The sequence below is a fragment of the Spiroplasma citri genome (assembly GCF_001886855.1).
Lineage (GTDB): Bacteria > Bacillota_I > Bacilli_A > Mycoplasmatales > Mycoplasmataceae > Spiroplasma > Spiroplasma citri.
In genome coordinates, this window is the sequence record NZ_CP013197.1 from 699,953 (window position 1) to 719,078 (window position 19,126).

Annotated in this window: 27 protein-coding genes and 1 pseudogene; 8 read left to right on the forward strand and 20 right to left on the reverse strand. The window is 23.1% G+C overall.

Annotated features, from left to right (window positions below):
• The first annotated feature begins 47 nt into the window (after positions 1–47).
• Positions 48–359, forward strand: coding sequence for a hypothetical protein (locus tag SCITRI_RS03770; protein ID WP_071937287.1), 312 nt, complete (start codon positions 48–50; stop codon positions 357–359).
• 26 nt (positions 360–385) lie between these two features.
• Positions 386–772 carry a hypothetical protein gene (locus SCITRI_RS03775; protein ID WP_071937288.1) on the forward strand — a complete coding sequence of 129 codons (387 nt, stop codon included), beginning with the start codon at positions 386–388 and terminating at the stop codon, positions 770–772.
• 141 nt (positions 773–913) lie between these two features.
• Here SCITRI_RS03775 and SCITRI_RS03780 read toward each other — a convergent pair whose 3' ends face one another.
• Positions 914–2,236 (reverse strand): Mbov_0401 family ICE element transposase-like protein, encoded by a 1,323-nt coding sequence (locus SCITRI_RS03780; protein WP_071937289.1) that lies wholly within the window; start codon positions 2,234–2,236, stop codon positions 914–916.
• A 452-nt stretch (positions 2,237–2,688) separates the two neighbouring features.
• Complete coding sequence (locus SCITRI_RS10530; RefSeq protein ID WP_164028148.1) at positions 2,689–2,829, reverse strand: hypothetical protein; 141 nt, start codon at positions 2,827–2,829, stop codon at positions 2,689–2,691.
• 126 nt (positions 2,830–2,955) lie between these two features.
• On the opposite strand from SCITRI_RS10530, the gene SCITRI_RS03785 reads away from it, so the two are divergent.
• The gene (locus SCITRI_RS03785) at positions 2,956–3,474 is read left to right on the forward strand and encodes a lipoprotein (protein WP_071937290.1); all 519 of its coding nucleotides are present in this window, start codon (positions 2,956–2,958) and stop codon (positions 3,472–3,474) included.
• Positions 3,475–3,511: 37 nt separating this feature from the next.
• On the opposite strand, the gene SCITRI_RS03790 is transcribed toward SCITRI_RS03785, so the two are convergent.
• The 18 genes and pseudogenes from SCITRI_RS03790 to SCITRI_RS03855 form a co-directional block, all read right to left on the reverse strand.
• Positions 3,512–3,724 carry a hypothetical protein gene (locus SCITRI_RS03790; protein ID WP_071937291.1) on the reverse strand — a complete coding sequence of 71 codons (213 nt, stop codon included), beginning with the start codon at positions 3,722–3,724 and terminating at the stop codon, positions 3,512–3,514.
• On the reverse strand, positions 3,705–3,986 hold the full coding sequence (locus tag SCITRI_RS03795; protein ID WP_071937292.1) for a hypothetical protein: 282 nt from the start codon (positions 3,984–3,986) through the stop codon (positions 3,705–3,707). The genes SCITRI_RS03790 and SCITRI_RS03795 overlap by 20 nt, the downstream gene beginning before the upstream one ends.
• 280 nt (positions 3,987–4,266) lie before the next feature.
• Positions 4,267–5,148, reverse strand: a complete 882-nt coding sequence (locus tag SCITRI_RS03800) for a hypothetical protein (protein WP_071937293.1) — start codon at positions 5,146–5,148, stop codon at positions 4,267–4,269.
• Between the two features lie 99 nt (positions 5,149–5,247).
• Entirely contained in the window at positions 5,248–5,496 is a 249-nt protein-coding gene (locus SCITRI_RS03805; RefSeq protein WP_071937294.1) for a hypothetical protein, read from the reverse strand.
• A 15-nt stretch (positions 5,497–5,511) separates the two neighbouring features.
• Complete coding sequence (locus tag SCITRI_RS03810; protein WP_071937295.1) at positions 5,512–6,114, reverse strand: hypothetical protein; 603 nt, start codon at positions 6,112–6,114, stop codon at positions 5,512–5,514.
• Positions 6,115–6,771: 657 nt separating this feature from the next.
• Positions 6,772–6,894 (reverse strand): hypothetical protein, encoded by a 123-nt coding sequence (locus SCITRI_RS12130; RefSeq protein ID WP_257785688.1) that lies wholly within the window; start codon positions 6,892–6,894, stop codon positions 6,772–6,774.
• Positions 6,895–7,044: 150 nt separating this feature from the next.
• The gene (locus SCITRI_RS03815; protein WP_071937296.1) at positions 7,045–8,238 is read right to left on the reverse strand and encodes a hypothetical protein; all 1,194 of its coding nucleotides are present in this window, start codon (positions 8,236–8,238) and stop codon (positions 7,045–7,047) included.
• 271 nt (positions 8,239–8,509) lie between these two features.
• Positions 8,510–9,436, reverse strand: coding sequence for a phage distal tail protein domain-containing protein (locus SCITRI_RS03820; RefSeq protein ID WP_071937297.1), 927 nt, complete (start codon positions 9,434–9,436; stop codon positions 8,510–8,512).
• A gap of 9 nt (positions 9,437–9,445) precedes the next feature.
• Entirely contained in the window at positions 9,446–10,993 is a 1,548-nt protein-coding gene (locus SCITRI_RS03825; RefSeq protein WP_071937184.1) for a phage tail tape measure protein, read from the reverse strand.
• A gap of 187 nt (positions 10,994–11,180) precedes the next feature.
• Complete coding sequence (locus SCITRI_RS03830; RefSeq protein WP_071937298.1) at positions 11,181–11,513, reverse strand: hypothetical protein; 333 nt, start codon at positions 11,511–11,513, stop codon at positions 11,181–11,183.
• Positions 11,506–12,093: a major tail protein gene (locus SCITRI_RS03835; RefSeq protein WP_071937299.1), complete on the reverse strand. Its 588-nt coding sequence runs from the start codon at positions 12,091–12,093 to the stop codon at positions 11,506–11,508. The genes SCITRI_RS03830 and SCITRI_RS03835 overlap by 8 nt, the downstream gene beginning before the upstream one ends.
• A gap of 15 nt (positions 12,094–12,108) precedes the next feature.
• Complete coding sequence (locus SCITRI_RS03840; protein ID WP_071937187.1) at positions 12,109–12,486, reverse strand: hypothetical protein; 378 nt, start codon at positions 12,484–12,486, stop codon at positions 12,109–12,111.
• A 5-nt stretch (positions 12,487–12,491) separates the two neighbouring features.
• Complete coding sequence (locus SCITRI_RS03845) at positions 12,492–12,890, reverse strand: HK97 gp10 family phage protein (RefSeq protein ID WP_071937188.1); 399 nt, start codon at positions 12,888–12,890, stop codon at positions 12,492–12,494.
• Positions 12,891–12,900: 10 nt separating this feature from the next.
• Positions 12,901–13,071, reverse strand: coding sequence for a hypothetical protein (locus tag SCITRI_RS09920; RefSeq protein ID WP_155522092.1), 171 nt, complete (start codon positions 13,069–13,071; stop codon positions 12,901–12,903).
• Positions 13,072–13,218: 147 nt separating this feature from the next.
• Entirely contained in the window at positions 13,219–13,557 is a 339-nt protein-coding gene (locus SCITRI_RS03850; protein ID WP_071937300.1) for a hypothetical protein, read from the reverse strand.
• A pseudogene (locus tag SCITRI_RS12580) lies at positions 13,508–13,681 on the reverse strand (DUF3627 domain-containing protein); the annotation flags it as partial. The gene SCITRI_RS03850 and the pseudogene SCITRI_RS12580, both read right to left, overlap by 50 nt.
• Complete coding sequence (locus SCITRI_RS10535; protein WP_167693716.1) at positions 13,659–13,823, reverse strand: hypothetical protein; 165 nt, start codon at positions 13,821–13,823, stop codon at positions 13,659–13,661. The pseudogene SCITRI_RS12580 and the gene SCITRI_RS10535, both read right to left, overlap by 23 nt.
• Before the next feature lie 488 nt (positions 13,824–14,311).
• Positions 14,312–14,557, reverse strand: coding sequence for a hypothetical protein (locus tag SCITRI_RS03855; protein ID WP_071891715.1), 246 nt, complete (start codon positions 14,555–14,557; stop codon positions 14,312–14,314).
• Positions 14,558–15,245: 688 nt separating this feature from the next.
• Between SCITRI_RS03855 and SCITRI_RS03865 the strand changes: the two genes are divergently transcribed.
• From SCITRI_RS03865 to SCITRI_RS03885, 5 genes are all read left to right on the forward strand, one after another.
• Positions 15,246–15,641, forward strand: a complete 396-nt coding sequence (locus SCITRI_RS03865) for a hypothetical protein (RefSeq protein WP_071937302.1) — start codon at positions 15,246–15,248, stop codon at positions 15,639–15,641.
• Positions 15,642–15,791: 150 nt separating this feature from the next.
• On the forward strand, positions 15,792–17,441 hold the full coding sequence (locus SCITRI_RS03870) for a hypothetical protein (RefSeq protein ID WP_071937303.1): 1,650 nt from the start codon (positions 15,792–15,794) through the stop codon (positions 17,439–17,441).
• Between the two features lie 125 nt (positions 17,442–17,566).
• A complete protein-coding gene (locus SCITRI_RS03875) occupies positions 17,567–17,770 on the forward strand; it encodes a hypothetical protein (protein WP_071937304.1) in 204 nt (67 codons plus the stop codon).
• Positions 17,771–17,995: 225 nt separating this feature from the next.
• The gene (locus tag SCITRI_RS03880) at positions 17,996–18,661 is read left to right on the forward strand and encodes a hypothetical protein (protein WP_071937305.1); all 666 of its coding nucleotides are present in this window, start codon (positions 17,996–17,998) and stop codon (positions 18,659–18,661) included.
• 13 nt (positions 18,662–18,674) lie between these two features.
• A complete protein-coding gene (locus SCITRI_RS03885) occupies positions 18,675–19,055 on the forward strand; it encodes a transcription antitermination factor NusB (RefSeq protein ID WP_071937306.1) in 381 nt (126 codons plus the stop codon).
• Positions 19,056–19,126: the final 71 nt, after the last annotated feature.

The following is a 19,126-nucleotide window of genomic DNA, read 5'->3' on the forward strand; positions in this document are numbered from 1 at the left end:
TATCACGGGATCTTAAACCACGGTCATTAGATGAAATTAAAGACCAAATGAATTTAAGCAAAAATCAATTAGAATTATTATCACGCCGGAATTTACATCCTTCAGAGTGAAAACAGTATATGCATCAAATAACACACAAAAAAGAGAAAGATGAAACAACGATTGAGATTAATCCGGAACATGTTATTAAAAAACGTGATCAAATGGTCAAAGAATCATTATCCCGTAGTTTAGGAAAAACTAATAAACAAATTGGTGGCAAATATATTCGTAATTTTATAAAAGAAGAACCAAAACGAAAACCAATTTTTAAAACTGATCTTTATTTAGATACTGATATTATTAGACAGAAAATATAATCAGTAGCAAGCAAGAACAACCACTCTTGAATTGAGCTAGTCAAAATAGTGTGCCAACTAAAATAACAGTTGTCAAAAATAATAATAAATCATTAACTGAACAAAAGCGAAAAATTAACAATGAATATATTTCAACTGTTGATCCTAAAAAGCGTCCTAATTTAAAAAAGTTAAAATATGGTAATGATTATGAAAAGAATAATACTAACGTTTCTAATTTGAAAACGGTAAAAAAACAATCTAATTTGGTATCAGAAAGAAATGATCAAACATTTATTTCTAGTAAAAGAAAAGAACCAAACTTAACTTTGTATACACGGAAAGAATTAAAAGATTATCAAATTAATTACGCTGGTCCGCCAAAAAAAATTAACGACTGTATAAATTATTTAAGGGTATTTAATATATTTTAAGAAATTATGGAATAAATAATCCATCTACTTAATTTAAAGATACCATATTTAATTTTATTGTCAACAAATTTTTATATTTTTTTAAATTTAATCACAACAAAAAATGCATTTTTATTAAAATTATTTAATTTAAAAATAAAATTAATAAAGATGTAAGTTTTGTTGTTCGGTTTTATTAAAATTATTATATAAAATACTATTATTTTCTGGTGGTTTTTCTGGTTGTTTAAAATCCTTAATATTATTTCTTAATTTTAGCATACTAGTATTCAATTTATTTCTAACAGTTTTTTCGCTATAAATTCCTTTTTTAGAAAATGCGCCCTTACCATAATGGGAAACATCGCCCTCCATATGACACCCAATATTATTTCATAATGTTTGATTTTTAATACCCTCTTCGTTATTTTTAATTAAGTTAATTGTTTCTCTTAAAAACTTTTTAGAACTAGGAATAAATGACTTACTTTCTTTTAAACATTGTAATAATTCATAATATTTTCCATTATAAAAATAATCAACAACTTGTTTAAAAGTTTCTTTATTTTCTTTAATTATTCTTCGGTGGGGTAATAAATCCTTAAATCTTTTTACTAAATGAAATTTGTCTATTGTATAATGAACTTTGTTATTAGGAAAACGATTTGCAATATCTTTTTTAACCCCTTTAATTCAATTTGCTCCATCACCTAAAATCATAATTTCAGTATCATCTTGAATATTATAATTACTTATTATCAAAAGTATTAATTTAACAACAAAACGGGTTAATTTTGTTTTTTTAGAAATATAAATTGGAATATTATCTATTTCGTAAACACCTAACTTATTTGCAATTACATGTCTTTTTTCGGTTGATTTTTCTTGATCATAACCAGTATGAACAGTAGATAATAAGGTGTGTTTTTTAACCCTTTTTCTATCGTATTCTATTTTAAGAAAAGTTCCATCCACTTGAATATATAAAGTATGTGGAACATTTATTTTGATATTGGTATTATTAATATAATATTTGTCGTTTGTTGTTGTGTTTTTTATTGTATTTGAAATTGTCATTAAACTAATTTTTGCTTGTTCTAAGGCATCTAAAATATCACGGTATTTTTTATCATCACTTAAAAACAATAAAATTCTTTCTTTGACGTCATTCCCCAGTCTTTGTCATTTTTTAATTCCTAAAAATTTATCTAAAATAAAAATATATTCTTCTTTCTCTGTTATTGGATTAATTTTATAATATCGTCGTCTGCGAAATGTTATTTTACCTTTTAAAGTAATTAATGTTTTTGTTCTTATTTCTTTTACTCGATAATGTTTAAATTTATCATCATTTTTATAATTTTGAAAAATAAAATCATCTATATTTTCTAACCTATATGCAATTTCTCCAACAGCATATCTATTCAAATCTTCATATGTTTTATTAAAAAAGTTTTCCCCATTAATAATATTATTAATATTCATTTTAAAGTTGTTTCCTTTCTTGATTTAAAAATAAATCATCACACACATTAAAATAAACACCTAAAAAAGCAAGTTATTTTTAACTTGTTTTTCCAATATTTAATTTTTTTAATATTATTTAATACAATTTTGATACTTTTTTGATAGCAAAAATATTATATCTTAATTTAAAATAAAAAAAACAAGATTTTTTAACCTTGCTTATAATAATTTTCGTTAAAATTAAATTTTTAAATAATATTTAAAATCAGAATCATCATCACTAAAACAAAAAAGGCATTTTTTACAATTGTAATAATTTTTATAACAAATGTAGCAACATGGACTATTACATACAATACATTCATATCTTTTTTTGCTTTTCTATAACACAATCCTCTTGCACCAGTAAATTGACATTTTTCATCGTTAACATGTTTATTATATTTTTCTCAAAATATTTCTTTAAAAAATTAATTTTCTTTTTTTATTTGTTCTTCACTTTTTGGATTATATTTTAAAAAATATTCAAAAGAAGATCTTATTTCTGCTGCAATTTTTTCAAATTCAGTTTCAAATTCAATTTTAGATTCTTTTTCCACTTTTTCCTCCACTTTTTCTTTTTTTCTTTTGATAACATATTATCAAAAAAATAAATTTTTATCATTATTCTTTGTATATATTTATATTCATTATATAATTTTTATATAAATAAAATATTAAGAAAGGACTGACTTTTTATGAAAAAAAGATTAAGTTTTTTAGGAGCAATTACATTATTAGGAACAAGCACAACAAGTTTAGTTGCTTGTAATAATATACCACAATATAACGAAGATGAATTACAACAACTAAAACAAGAAAACCAAATATGTACAAATTGCAAAGAAATAAAAGAAAACTTAGAATGAATTTGTCCACAAGAAAAACCATTTAATCAAGTTGATAATAAGTATTATTATGTAGTGTGACAAGGCAATAAAAATCTTGAATGAAAAATTTGTAAATTTAAAAATACTGAAAAAATAAGATTAAAAGGGGGGAACAAATTAGTTCTTGATTATTATGGCAGAGTTGATGATCCTAATAAAATAAATTTAGTTTTTGATGCTAAAATTATTAATTTAAGAGCAAACGATCAAATTTGAACAGATAATAGCATTAATTTTAAAGCAGTTTATCGTTGAAACGGTGAAGAACAAAAATTACCTGATTTAATTGTTGATAATAATGGTAATGTAAAAGTTAATGGTGAATAAAAAAACAATTTAGTAAAAATTGCTTTTTTTAATTTATTTAATTTTCTTTTTCATCATCTTTTTTAATTATTTTGTTGATATTGTCTTCTTTATTTTTATCTAACAAAATAGATTCATTATTAATTTTTTCTTTTAATTTTAGCATTAGTTTATTAATTTCAGTGAATAAAATTGGCAATCCCAATGTTAAACCGTGAACTATTCAATATGCTAATCGTAGAAAAAATAACTTAGTCTTTTTCTTTTTCATTTTTATTACCATCCTTGTTTTTTTGTCTGATATTTATTTTATTGTTATTAGCAAGTTTGTTATTTATGATTGTAATAACATCTAATTTTGTATTAATATTATTAATTTCAATTTTAATATCTTTTATTTTTTCTTTTAATTCTTTATTTTGATCTCTAATTTTTTGTTGTTTTTTACTCAAAATAGTTGCTGTTATGCCAGTTGTCCCACCAGTAAAAAGTGATATAACCAAAACAATAATTTCTAAAATAGTTTCACTCATTTTTTATTCTCCTTATTATCAAATTAATGGTTTTCAACTTCCAAATGCTATTAAACCAATAGCGGCCGTTGTCACAATACCACGCTGTGCTTTATCTCATGTTTTAAAATCTTTTCATACTCAAAATTTAATCATCCCACCATCATATTTTAATATCGGTGATCATTCTTCGCCACCATTTCAACGGTAAACTGCTTTAAAATTAATGCTATTATCTGTTCAAATTTGATCGTTTGCTCTTAAATTAATAATTTTAGCATCAAAAACTAAATTTATTTTATTAGGATCATCAACTCTGCCATAATAATCAAGAACTAATTTGCCCCCCTTTTAATCTTATTTTTTCAGTATTTTTAAATTTACAAATTTTTCATTCAAGATTTTTATTGCCTTGTCACACTACATAATAATACTTATTATCAACTTGATTAAAAGGTTGTTCGTCTGGTGTCATTTCTTTTAATCTGCTTTTGACATATTTGGCGCTGCTTTCTATTTTGTAGGGCATTTCTATAATTCTTTTGTCTAGTTGTGCTATTTTTTGATCCATTTTTTCCATTTCTTTGGTTCATTTTCTATTGAATTCTTCCTTTTTTTCTCCGGCATATTCGCAAAAATTAATAAAATTGTTGGGGTCTTTGATTGATTGATAACGAATGGGAGCTCGTGCGGTATATTCTCAATTAAAGGATTTTATTTTTTCGCCTTTTAGGGGTAAATTAAAACTAAGAATAGGGAATTCATAAATTCCGTCTTTATGTCTTGTGTTTAAGTTATCTTGGATTAATCTTCCTTTGTCTGTTCATACAAAATATTCGCTAGCACATTTATTTTGATAAATTGCTCGGTATTTAAAATCATTTACTTGATTAATGTTATCGATTATGGCGGTTGCTATTGTTTTTGAATTATCGGTTCAAGTCATGGCACTTTTAATATTTTTTCATGGTTTGTTTTCTTCTAAACTTTCAATAAAATTTTTATTAATATATTGGTAGTTTTCATCTGGGTTGTCTATATCGGGGATTGGATATACTAATGGTGCTTTTGACATATCTATTTTAATTGTTAAAAATATTGTTGTTGTTGTTTCTGCTTGGTTTTTTGCATACGGTATTAAGTCGTTGATATCGTTTGTGGTATTGTTTTCTACTTTAATCATTCTTCCGCAAATGCTTAAATAAAAAAATGGTATTTCTTTGTTTCCTTTTTTTGTTTTTATTTTTACTTGAATTCCGTTGTCTTCATATTTGAATTCTGCTTATAAGTTTTCTTGTTCGCCAAATCCGTAAAATAAAAAACCAGTTGAATTGTTATCACATAGTTTTAACATTTCTTCGTTATAATTATCGCTATTGCCTAATAAGTTTATAGCGTTTTTATTGCTTAATTCTTTATTAGCATAGTAGGGGATTGTTTGGTTTCTTAACAAAAAATCATAGTATATTGCTTGGTCGCGGTCTGTTAAATAATCTTCTGTATTGTCAAATGTTATAAATCTAAATGCCATTTTTTTACCTCTCTTTTATAAATATTTTTTTTCTAATTTGTTAGATGTTTTATCTCATTCACTATGTAATGCGTTATTAGCAATCATGTTTTTATTCATTGTTTCTTCAAAGTTGTTAAAATTATTGTTTAGATCGTTGTTTAGTTTTGTGTGTGGTTTTAAGTCTTCTCAATATTTTTGATTTTCTTTTATATTGTAAATTGTGTTATTTTGTAATTGATAAGTAAATAATTCAATATCATAGCTTCATTCTTCATTTTTAATATCTTCTCATGATAAATTACTTTCATTTAATAATTCGTTTGTTAGTATTTTAATTTCGTTCTTTTTTGTTCTTAAATTAATATTAAAAATAATTTTTTTAATTGAATTTCTATTGGTTGCTTGTAATTCATATTCTGTATCTTCTTCAATTTCAATAATTCGCCCATAAATTAATATATATGTATGATTAAAAACAACTTTATTTCCAAGGTGTCTTTTTATTAACTCTTTTTCTTCGTTTAAAAAAATAATATTTTTATCTTTAACAAAAAAACTAACAAAAAAATCTTGAATAATTCCATCATCACACGCTTCTACATTACAATTAGGAAATGTTTTTAAAACTATTGCCATAATTTAACCACCTTATTATTTTCATTATTATCTAACATAAAAAATCACCAGCCTTAACAATAATAATTAACCCCATCATTTATTGTCGTCGTGATGATACCGTCATTAAAATTATTTGTCAAATAAAAAAAGACAATTTATATTGTCTTTAAAATAGTTTATGTTATAATACATACAAATTTGTATTTATTCAGTCGTAGCAAATTCCTTAAATATTATGTGAATAATCTTCTTGTCTGCTTGTTTGTGGTAGTCAATTGGAACTCGGTTATGAGTTAAATTCATTCAAGTAGTTCAACATTATTTATTTACTATAATACGACTGAATAAATACAAATTTTTTTAATTTTAATAATTATAATTACTATTGTTTTATTTTCAATAAGTAATAATCATTACTTATTATCGTGATGATACCGTCATTAAAAATATTTGTCAAATATATAATAAATGAAAATTTGTGTACATAATACCATATTTTTTTATTTTTCCTTTAATTTTATAAAAACATGCTACAATTAAATAGCAAGTGATGTTGCGAGTTATTCTAGGTTCTACTTGCAAGTTTAAATAAAGAAAAGAAACCTTGCCAGTCAATAGTCTGTGCGATACTATAAATAAAAAAGAGATTTAATATCTCTTTTTTTATTATTTTTATTATTTATTTGCTAATTCTTTTAAAGCTTCCATTAATTCTTTATGATTATAAATATCTTGTTCTCATTCATCAAATTTAGATTCCAATAATTCATAATCTTTTTTAGTCATTTTCTTTGCCATTTTTATTTATAAAACCTCATTTATAGTAAATCATCTTAATATTTACCTATATTCTTTCTATTTTTTCTCATTAATTATATAAAAAATAATTGCTTGTAAATACCTTTATTACTTGTTTTAAGGGGCATATTAATTAATAAGTGTTAAAACTTACTTTTCATATAACCTTACTTGGCCGAATATTAGGGTAATTGTGTTTTTATTGCTTTCTAAAATTATCCCAGATAAAATGCTGTTATATTCTTTTTTGTTAAATAATAGGGTAAATTTATCTCTTAGTTGTAAATTGTTTAAATTTAAAATATTGTTATCTTTTGTGATATCAAATTTTATGAGGTGTGAGTATTCACTTAACTTAAATTCTTGATTGCTAATAGTTATAATATTTTCTAAGGTAAAGTCTTTTTCTTCTAATTCATAAATTTTATTTTTAATTAAATTATTTTGTAAATTATTGTTTTTTTCATCAAAAGAGATTTCATTATTTTTTAATAAAATTGCTCTTTTATATTTGTTTGAGTTATTTTTTTGGTAAAAATCAATTCTGTTGATACTTTTTTGGTTTAATTCTTCAATTTCTATATTTGTAATACATTTAATATTATATTTTACTTTATAATTATTTAATTTGATATCTTCTTGTCCATCTTTGCAAATGTCACAATTTAAAATAAAATTTTTTAAATCAATATTAAATTTTAAAAATATATTTGTTATTTTAAATATTTTGTTAATAAATTGATAAAAATTAAATTCTTTTTCTTCATTTTCTTCAAAAAATTTAGGATTATTATTATTTTCATCATTAATTTTTTTATTAAGTTTAATAAAGGGAAGGTTGTTATAAATAATATTTATTAAAGTAAGAAAAATATATCAACTTTTATTTTTATATATGTTGTAAATTTTAAAATCAAAAATAGATTCAATATTTTTAGTAGTAAATGTATATAAATTTTCATCTTTGTTTTTTTCAATATGAGTAATAATTCCAATATATAATTGATTTTCGTTATTCAAAATACAAACAATGTCTTCAATTTCAACATTAAGATTATAATAATTATAAGCATTAAAAGTTGATAGTTGCGGGGTATAAATATCTAAAAATATCTTATAATTTTCAACAATACAATTATCTTTATAAAATAAAGATCCTTTTTCAAAATTAACTCCTAATATAATTAATTTAGTTCTATTACCTTGATAAATATTTTTATCTTTTTTAATTTCTAATTTTAATAATTCTTCTTTTGCTTCTTGTCTTGCTTTTTCTTCTGCTTCTTGTTGTGCTTTATTAATTTCAAGCACAATATTAGATAATTCATCAAGATAATCAATCATTAATTTATAATCAGGCGTTTGTAAGATTTGTGAAATAACTTCAGGATAATTTTTTACAAGTTCATCAAAAGGATTTTTTTGAACATTAATTTCTTTTGTTAATTCTGATATTTCTTCTTTTAATTCTTGGATTTGTTTTAAAATTTCTGAATTTAAAGTATTGTTTTTTAACTTATTAATAATTTCTTTTTATCTTCTCTAATTGCAATTATTTCGTCATTTCAGTGGCTTTTTGTTGAACTTCCTACACCCATTTAATTTCTCCTTTTTTCTAAATTAAAATATATTCTTCAAATTTTTTAATATTAATATTTCCAACTTGTTTGTCTTTTGAAAGGTTAGAAGAATATAAAATATGATAGTTTCCTGGTGGAATTTGAATAAAATTAGTATATTTAAAATCTTGATATTGATATATGTTGTATGATTTTTCGGTTTTTAAATCAACTTTTATAATGCTTTGAGTTTTTAATCTACTATCTATTATTATTTTTTCATTTTCATTTATTTCAGCATTAATTTTAAGTTCACTTATTACTTTACCATTAATATTTTCTAATTTTAAATATGGGTCTTTTGTGGGACCATTGATTGTTATTAGAGTATCTGATGCTAAATAACTATTATTACTAATTTTAATTTTTTCATTATATTGATTGGTATATTTAATGCGATTTAACTTAAAATAATATTTGTTATTATGCTCATTGTATATTTTTCCGCTTGTTTTATTTGGTTTAATTTCAAATAATTTATCTTCTTCTTTTTTTCAGTTAGTTAATTGTTCTAAAATAAAATCAACCTCTAAATCATTATTATTATTTAATTCTGTTTTAATGATACTTTTAATAATTACTTCACAATAATATTCCAATTTTGTTTTTTCATTTATTCAAAAACTATAAAATAATAAAAAGGGGGAAGATTTATTATCTAAATTAATATTTAATTTATTAATAAAATCATTAAATTTACCATAGGGATTTGGGCCTATAAATAATAATTTAAAATTTATTTGATTTAAAGAATGCTTACAATTATTTAAAATAAAATTATTATCGATGTTTAAATAATTATTATCAAAATTAATATTTAATCCATTAAATGATAAAATAATGATATTATCTAAATCACATAAATTAATTAAATTATCTTTACTATTACTAATTTTAAAAGTTCTAAATGGTAAATTATACATATTTTCTCCCTATACTCTATTATTTCATTGCCCTATATATTCGAGTATTTTTTCAGCTCGTTCTTTATCATTTTCTCCTTCAATAATAATTGTTGGTTTAAATTCATTTTTATTTTCAATTTTATTATAGTTATTAGTTTGGTTTTCTTGGTTAATGTTTTGTGGTGGTTTATTAAATTTATTATATAATCATACCCCGCCAGCAGCTAAGGCAGACAAACTAACTAAAACACCATAAAGAATTGGGTGCTTTGCCATTCCTAATAAAAGTGTTTTTAATGAACTAATAACATTTATTATTTTTCCAATTGTGTAAACAACAGCTCCCAAACTTGCTGATATTCCTAAAATAATAAAAATAGTTTTTTTGGTTGTATCATTAAACATATTAAAAAAATTTGTTATTCCTTTAATAATTGGTATTAAACTGACTTCTAAAAAAGAAACCAAAGACTCAAACACGGGTAATAGGGCGGATGCTAAATTCATTTTTGTAATATTAACAACATGTTTAAATTCATTTCATTTTTTGTTTAATAGTGTTGTTTTCTCAACATTTTCATTTGAAACAATGCCTAAATCTTTAATGTTGCTTGTCATTTTTTTAATTTCTTCATCTGATAAGGCAAGCATTGGAATAAGGTTTTTTCCTAACTTAGAACCAAAAACATCCATTATTAAATTATTTTTTTCAGTTTCATCACTTATTTGTTCTAATGATTTTTTTAATTCTAAAAAAATAGTTCCCGTATCTTTTAAAGAACCCTCATTATTTTTAATATTAATTCCTAATTTATTAAAAGCTTCTGTTGTTTCATTTGATATTCCATAAGAAATAGCACTAATACCTTGTCGTAATTTTTTAAAACTCTTTTCTAATTCTTCGCTAGTAATTCCAGTTCTTTTTGCAATATAACGAAATATTTGTAAGTTTTCTGCTGTGATACCGATTTCTTTTGATGTTTTTTTAAGCTCACCAGCATATTTGGCGGTATCAACAGTTATTTTTGTTAAAATTCCTTTGATTGCTAAAATGGGTATTGTAATATGTGTGCTTAATTTTTTTCCGATTTCTTGACACTTTGTTCCAAATTCTTCAAATTTTTTAAAGGGAATATTTTTTATTTCTTGGGCGGTATTTTTTAATTTTTCATTAAAGTTGTTTAAACTGCGATTAGATGCATCAATATTTATTTTTGTATATTCATATTCTTTATTTAATTTATTTTGTTTTTGTATTAATTTTTCTCTTTCGGCAGTATCGTTTGTTTTTGATAATGCTTCTTGTGTTTCTAAAATGGTTTTATTTAATTGATTATATTTTTCAATTAAAAGTTCTTTTTTTTCTGAAATATTATCAATGATATTTTTATATTCATTAAATTTTTCATTTAAAATATCAATTTCATCACCGTTTTTAAATTTTAAATTATTATCAAAATTTTTTAATTTAGATCCTGATAGTTTTATGTTATCGGCTATTTTTTTAAAATTGTTATTTAATTCTAAAACATTACTATCAAGAGTTATGCTCATTCCTTTAATTTCTTTTGCCATAATTAACTATTCCTTTAAAAAAATTTATTAATATCTTGTTGTGTTGCTAATCTTTTGTTTTGATTGTTATAAATTTCTATAATTTCTATTAATGTTTTTAATTTAATATATTTGCTGTCTATAATTGAAAACCCTAAATGACTAAGTCATAGTAATAAGTTAGGAGTAAATTTATTAAATTTATAATCTACTTTTTTGTTAATTCGCCGTATTCCTGTAAATTTTCGTCATTAACACTAGCACCTACAAATTCCATTATTAAGTTATTAATTTCATTAACATTTTCGGTAATTTCTTTAAATGTAATTTTTTGACAAAATTCCTTAAAATCTTTAAATTGATTTTCATCAGCTGCTTTTGTAAAAGAAAATAATAATTTTAAAATAAATGAAAATTCATATTTGTCTTTTTCTAATTTATTTAACAATTCTCCGTATGAACCAAATAAATCCTCATAAATAATTAATGCATAAGTGCTTATATTAACTTTTAATTTTAAACTTTCTAAATATCTATTCATTTTCGTTTTTTTCTTCTTTTTCTAATTTTGGAACTTGAGAAAAGTAGTTATTATAATTATTTTCATTAGCTTTTTTTGTTGTTTTAATTTTAATAACATTATCTTCAATTCGTGGTAAGGCGTTTAATTCAAAAGTATAAGTATCTGGGTTTACATTTTCGGTTTGAGTATTATGAGTTTGGTTGGGGCGTTTTAAATTAACTCTTAAAAGCCAAATTCTTTTTTCTTCTAAATCACCCTTGATTTCAAACCCCAAAGCAATTTCACTCTTTAAACTAGTTGATTTTTCAATATAATTTCCATTTTTATCTTTTTCAATTCCTAAAATTTCTTGTTCAAAATCATCAGATGGTTTTGCTATTGTTAAACTACCACTATAGCCTTGAAAAGAATGTGAAATATAGTATGGTTTATTATCAGCATAAAAGGTATTAGTGTTTTCACTAACATTTAAACTTAAATTTACTGCTCCTAATATTTTTTGTGGGATTGCATATTCTGTTTTGTTTGTTGTTTGATTGTATTTTAATTTTGCATAATGAACATTTTCTAGTCCAAATTCAATAATGTTTTTATTCATTTGTATTTTCTCCTTTTATCTTTTTAGCAACAAAAATATTTCATAAATTACAATATATAAATTTTGTTCGTATAAATAAAACTCTTGTGCTAATTGATAATTTATTTTTTTATTTATTAATTCATTTTCTAGTTTTTCAATTTCATTAAAATTAATTTCATTTTTAAAATTAAAGCAAATTTGGAATGTTTGTCTTATAAAATTATTAATATTATCTGATGAAAAAAAGGTATTATCATTAATTCTATAAAAAGTTATATTATTTTCAATGTTATTGAAATTATCTTCATTAAAATTAAAAAATGTATATTTAATCTTTTTAGTTGGATAAAGTTTTTTTAATAATTCAATAATTAAATTAATATTTTGCTCTCTTTTATTATTAATAATCATCTTAACTAATATTTTAAAATAGTTTCTATTTTTTTAATATATTCATCAATATACTTATTATAAGCATTTCGTAAAAATGGGCGAGGATTAATTTTTTCATTATTTCAATGATTAATATATCCATATTCTAATAAGTGGATTATTTGATATTGTTTAGTGGCATAAATTACACCAATTATTTTATCTTTGGTTAATTTTATTTTAAAAACAAAATAATCTTTTAAATGTCTTCTTTTTGTTAAATGTTTATTGCTAATAGGGCAAGTAATTTTAATTTCTGCCAATATTTTTTCACCTACATTTTTAATTTCTGCTTTTATTTGTTCTTGGATATCATAAGTATATTGTTGGATTGAGTCTGCAACAAAATCAAATATATCAACTACTGAATTACTTTTTTTCATTTTTAACACCTTATCTTAAACTTAAAAATAGTTCTAAAAATCCATCTTGTCTGTCATAAGTTCTAATAATTTCATATTCTTGTCAATTATTTTGATATTTATAATCAATTAAAATAAATTTTTCATTATCATACATATATTTATCTATAAGTAATTTTATTTCTAATTTTATGCCCGCCATTCTAGCGGTGTAAAAATCATTAGCATAAATTGATTTAATATCACAAAATACTTGTTTTTTATTTTTAGTTATTTTTTTTTATGACTTAATGGATTTTCGTCATCTTCTTTATCAATTAGAAAAGCATAATCATTTAATAAAATTAAATTATCTTTCAATTTTATTTTTTTCTAGTTTTTTAATATCTTTTAATTTCTTTTTTAATTCTGTGAGTTCTTTTTCTAATTGATATATCGTTGTTTGCGGATAATTAGCATATTTATACATTAATTGTTGAATATTATAGTTAAGAATAGTATAAAATTTTTCTCCAATTAATTCACGCCCTAAATTTTCCTTAACATAAATAGAAATAATATTTTTTATTTGTTCATCATTTGCTTCCTCAATAATTTTAAAAGGAAGACCTGAATTTATTAAAATATTTTTTGATGATTGAATTAAAGTTACTCGGATAAATAAACTTATTACTCAATCAAAAACCAATATGACGATTATGATTAGGTAAATTTATAAATGAAGCTTTATCTGTTCTAAAAACTATAAATTCTCTTCGAATAAAGCAATTTTCTACGTTAATATTCTTCTTATAACTTGGTTTCTGATACATTACTCAAATCAACTCGCTTTCGGTTACACTGCATTGAACAAACATTTAACTTAAAATACAAACTACCAACAATTTTTTTATTCAAAATAGAATGACAAATTTGACATTTACGTTTTAAAAAAAATATTCAAATTCCTAACATAATTAATCACACTCCTTTTTTTAATAAACATTGTTATATTTAATGTTTATCTATTGTTTATTTAATGTTTATATATTGTTTATCTATAGTTTATTTATTGCTTAATAAACATTGTTATATTTAATGTTTATCTATTGTTTATTTAATGTTTATATATTGTTTATCTATAGTTTATTTATTGCTTAATAAACATTGTTATATTTAATGTTTATCTATTGTTTATTTAATGTTTATATATTGTTTATCTATAGTTTATTTATTGCTTAATAAACATTGTTATATTTAATGTTTATCTATTGTTTATTTAATGTTTAATAAACATTGTTAATAAACATTGTAAGCATTATTAAAAATATAAAATAGTAAAAATTGGCACACTGAAAATAACTATTAACAAGTTTAATAAAAGAAATATAAAATTAAAATTAATAAATCAAATAACATAACTAGTGTGCCATAGATGAGTTATCCATCTTGTTATATTAGAATTATTTAATTTTACTAAAAAAGATTTTTAAATACCCAGTTTTTCAATCAACATCTATCCTTGAATTTTCCAAATTATTATAAAGTCAAATTTTTTCTTTGTTTATATACTTAATTTGATTTAATAAAACTTTGTGATTTTCACAAGTTCATAAAATTTTATTTGTTTCAAATTCTTCGGTGATAAATGATGATAATTTATAACAATTAATAACATCACATATTTTTTGTTGTTTAATAATTTTCATTTTTATAAATCAAATTTAATATTGACTATAATAAATATCTTCAAATCATTCTGTTTTTTCGCGATGTTTAACTTTATGAATTCGCTTTGGCATTCCGCACTTACTGCATCTAATCATAATATTGATTTTTTCCATTTTTAGTTTTTCCAATCTAATATTTAACGATTGATTTATTAATATAACTAATTGATTCAAAACAAGGACAACACCTTTACTAAGTAGATATATGGATTATTTAATAATTTCTTAATTTAATATGGTTTTTTTCAGAAAGGAAACAACTTTTTTATTATTTTAAAAATTATAAATATTTAAAGATGCTGTCCTTGTTTTGAATCAATTAGTTATTTTAGGTTTTTTCAAATAAAAAAACCATTTTAGTAAATGGTTTAATTATTCTTATTTAATTTCTTTATATTTTTATACCCTACTTTTTTTATACTACCAAAAAGCGGAAAGAACGACGTTACCAAAAAAACTTAATAATAAAAAAGTAAAACCCAAACCATTACCACAAATTTTAATTGAAAAATATCGTACTGAAGGAAAAAGGTTGTTGACGGCTTTTTAGTTGAAAGAACTAATAATGAAGAGAATGAAACAACAAATAGTAACGATAAAGTGGTGAGGAATTAACAATGGGTAATAAAAAAATATCAACCAACAGCCGACTTAATTCGTAAATATTTTGAAACAAGCACAACGTCAACAAGAGTTAGCACTTCGTGATTTACAACAAATTAGATTAAATGAATTAAAAAAACGAGAAGAATATTTAGCAACATTATCAAAACCAGTTAAATTACCAAAGATAAATAAAAAAATATTAAATAGTGAGGTTGTTGGGTTAGAATTACAAGTAAAACCAATTTTTAAAAATAGAAATGACATTAATAATATTTCATCAACAGAAGATAACTACGGTACTATTTTTATGCGAGAAATTGGTCAAGCATTGTTATATGAATATAATATGTATCATCAACCACCAGAACAAGAATCTTCGCCGCTATCAACCGAAAAATCAATAAAAAGTAAAAGACAGCGTGATTTTCATAAAAAAGGCCCAAAATCACGCTGATAATCCTTAAATTAAATAAAAAAGAAATATGATTATAAATAATTTATTATAAAAAGAAAAGTTTTTAGCAAAAAAAATTAAAAAAGTGCAAAAATTTTATATAATATAGATAGGTATCAAAAAACGAGAAAATAGATAAAAGAGGAATAGAAAATGGCAAAAGAAAAAGACTCAGAATCTGTCGTAACTTCTCGTGTCAATTATGGAAACATTATTGATTCTGATCGAGATACAACAGAACTAATGGATAAAAAATTAACGCCAGCAACAATTAAGGTTTTATTAGGGCAATTAGATGAAAATAGTGCCGAATACCAAATGTTAAAACAAAAATATGTTAATGAAGTTGTTGGAACCAAAAAAACAGGTGTCATTCGTTTAAAGGATAAAAAAAGAAATACTTGAGAAGAGCAAAGAGCTAAAAGTAAATTTATTGATTATAGTTATCGAGTTGAAAAAGAAATTCCTGTTTTGCAAAGATTAAAAAATCATAAAGCAAAACAAGCAGCTAGTAAGAAAGTAGGGGCAAAATCAAAATCTTTCTTACCACAACCTTCACCAATAATGTCATTATCAGAAGAAATAACAACTATTACTAAGCAAACAAGTATGCCAAAGAAAATGTCTGTTAAAAATTCCAATTCTAAAATAGAAAATTTAATGAAACCACCATCAAAAGATAGTGAGCACATTAATGACCAGTTTACTACTTTCTCAACCTGAAATCATTTTGATGCTAATCAGGTTAAAAATAAATTAGAATTATCAAATTCTTTCGAAGATGAACCAAAAACAATTATTCGTCGAAAAGAAACAGAAGAAGTAACAACAATTCGTCGTGATTTACGACCAATCTTGGCGCAACAAATTTCTCAAATTAAACGAAATGGTTTATCAATTGTTGATTTTGTTGTTGACCCAAATGATAAAATTGAAATTGAAAAAGGAGATGAAGAAATTCTTGTTCGTTTAATTAAACAATCACCAGTTGAAATTAGTTTAAATGAATTTGCTGAAAGAGATATTGCTCCACCAAAACCAAAACCAGTTAAAATAATTCGAACAGCAGAAGATCCATTATCAATTGAAGAACGATTAATTTTACGGTTAGAAAATAAAAGTCGCTTTCATAATAAATTAACTGATGCCGAGCAAACCCAATTAGAACAGTTAAAAACAACTTTTGCAGCAAAACTAAACTATAAACAAATAAAAAAAGATCGGCAAACTGCAAAAGCAAAGAAAGCTATTAATAATCAGTCAAACCAAGTAACCATTGATGAGCAAGAATTTTTGTTTGATGAAGATCTTTATAAAAAAACAAATTATAATCATCGTTATGATGAAACAAAACGACCAAATATTGAAGAACGATTAGTTTATGAGCAAAAAATGACGGAATATTTATTTGAAGTTCGCCGCCAATATGAACAAGGATATAACCGGCAAATTTCTCAAGAATTAGCTGATTTTAATCGGGCTATTAATTTATCACGAGCAATTAAAGCTAATGATGAAGAATTAAACGATGCAATTTTAAAAAACCGTAGTGAATCAATTTCTCTTTTACGCAAGCATGTTATGCTATTAAACCAAAAGCAATATGCTGAAATTAAATTGCTAAATAAACAAGTTATTAAATATAAAAATACGAAAGGAAACCTTGAAGAGTTTATTAAACGACAAAAGGAATTCCGACGGTTATTAAGAATTCGTGATGAAGTTAAAAAAAATCGACAAGCTTTAATTGAATTATTACGAGTGCAAGCAAAACTAATGCAAGACGCACGTAGTAGAAAATAGTGTATTAATTATTAATTATCACCTCGTTAAATATCAACCAAATATTTATAAACCTTAAGGAGATAGGAAGTAGCGAGAAATAATAAGAGATATAAAAACAGGACATCTTTATTTTTTCTAATGAAATGTTTTTTGCAGGTAATCCACAAGATAAGAATCATTTTCTTAGCTATAATGTTTATACTGAAGATAATGTTACAGAAGCATGTAATAAAAAGGAATATATTTTATTAAGAAATGCTAAATTACATGGAAAATTGCTTTATTTACATGCAAAAGAAATTAGATTTTTGAAGTTGGCAGAAATTAAAGCCCAATTAAGAAATTAAAGCCCAATTATTAGTAGATGGGATTCATGTTCGGGTACAAGAAAAAATCTTTGATTATCAAGAAGCTTTAGCACGTCGATATAATGAAGAATTAGTTGAAAAATTAACAGCAGAAGATGAAATTCAATATCGATATGCGCATCAAAAACGAACTAATCATTTTTGACATCGTAAGAAACCCTAGGTTTCTTTTTTACTTACTTAATTAAAGAAAGGAAAAATAAAATGTTAACATTTAAAAAGCGACGTTATTTAACTAAAATTCGGTATGAACTTGGTTTGCCACCATTGCATTGAAAACAAGAGTTACGTCCTGAACAATATCAGTTATTTGATAAAATTATTGAACGATATGTCCGTACCGTTAATTATATGTGATATTTTAAAAATGTTGCTTTTTATGATGATTTTAGTCGCATTACATATTATTTTCCGCGCTTAATTTTAACGCGAAAAAATCTTTACTTTTTAAAAATCAGAACATTATCTGAACCAGTAACAACAACATTAACAACTCCCGTTTGGGAACAAAGTAAAGGTTTAATTACTTCGCCAATTGTAACGCAACAATTTATGATTAATCGAATGATTAAATTACTTGATGCAAAACAATTTTTACGTACTGCCATAATTAATTTAGTTATTATTAATAGCAAAGAACCATTTAGTGTTACTGATTTAGTGCCTTATAATAATATTCAAATAATTAGCCAACAAGAAATGCATTGAAGTGATATAATAAAACATATTGAAAAAAACGATGATTTAACTGTTGATCTTTTTGCCGATGAAGCAATTTTAATGTTACATCATTTATTAAGTGACCATAGTCATCGTCATAATTACCGGCTACAAAAGAGTAGTTTATTTTGTTTATATCATTATATTTAAAGGAGTATGTCACGTGTCAAAACGCCAAGAACGCATTAATATTATTAATTTGTTATATCGTCACTTTGTTTTACAGAATGATGTTTTAACAACAAAACAAGAAGCATATGATTTTTCACAAATGGTAACAACTTCTGTGGAAACAAATCAAGTTGAGGAAATATTAGCAAATCTGTCAGATATTATTGCAAAGATTAATCAACATTTAAAACCAGGATGAGACTTTGTTCGCTTAAGCAATTATCATAAAGCCGTTTTAGTATATGGAGTTTATGAAATTTGTTATCAGCACTTAGCAAAAGCAATTGTCATTAATGAAAGTTTAGAAATTTTAAAATTATATGGCGAAGATGTTGATTTTAGTTATATTAATTCAGTTTTAGATCAAGTTTAATTGCTGAAATGCAAGGATTAATATATAATTTTTTTTATTTTCCTTTTGGTAAAATATTCTAAGCGTATTTA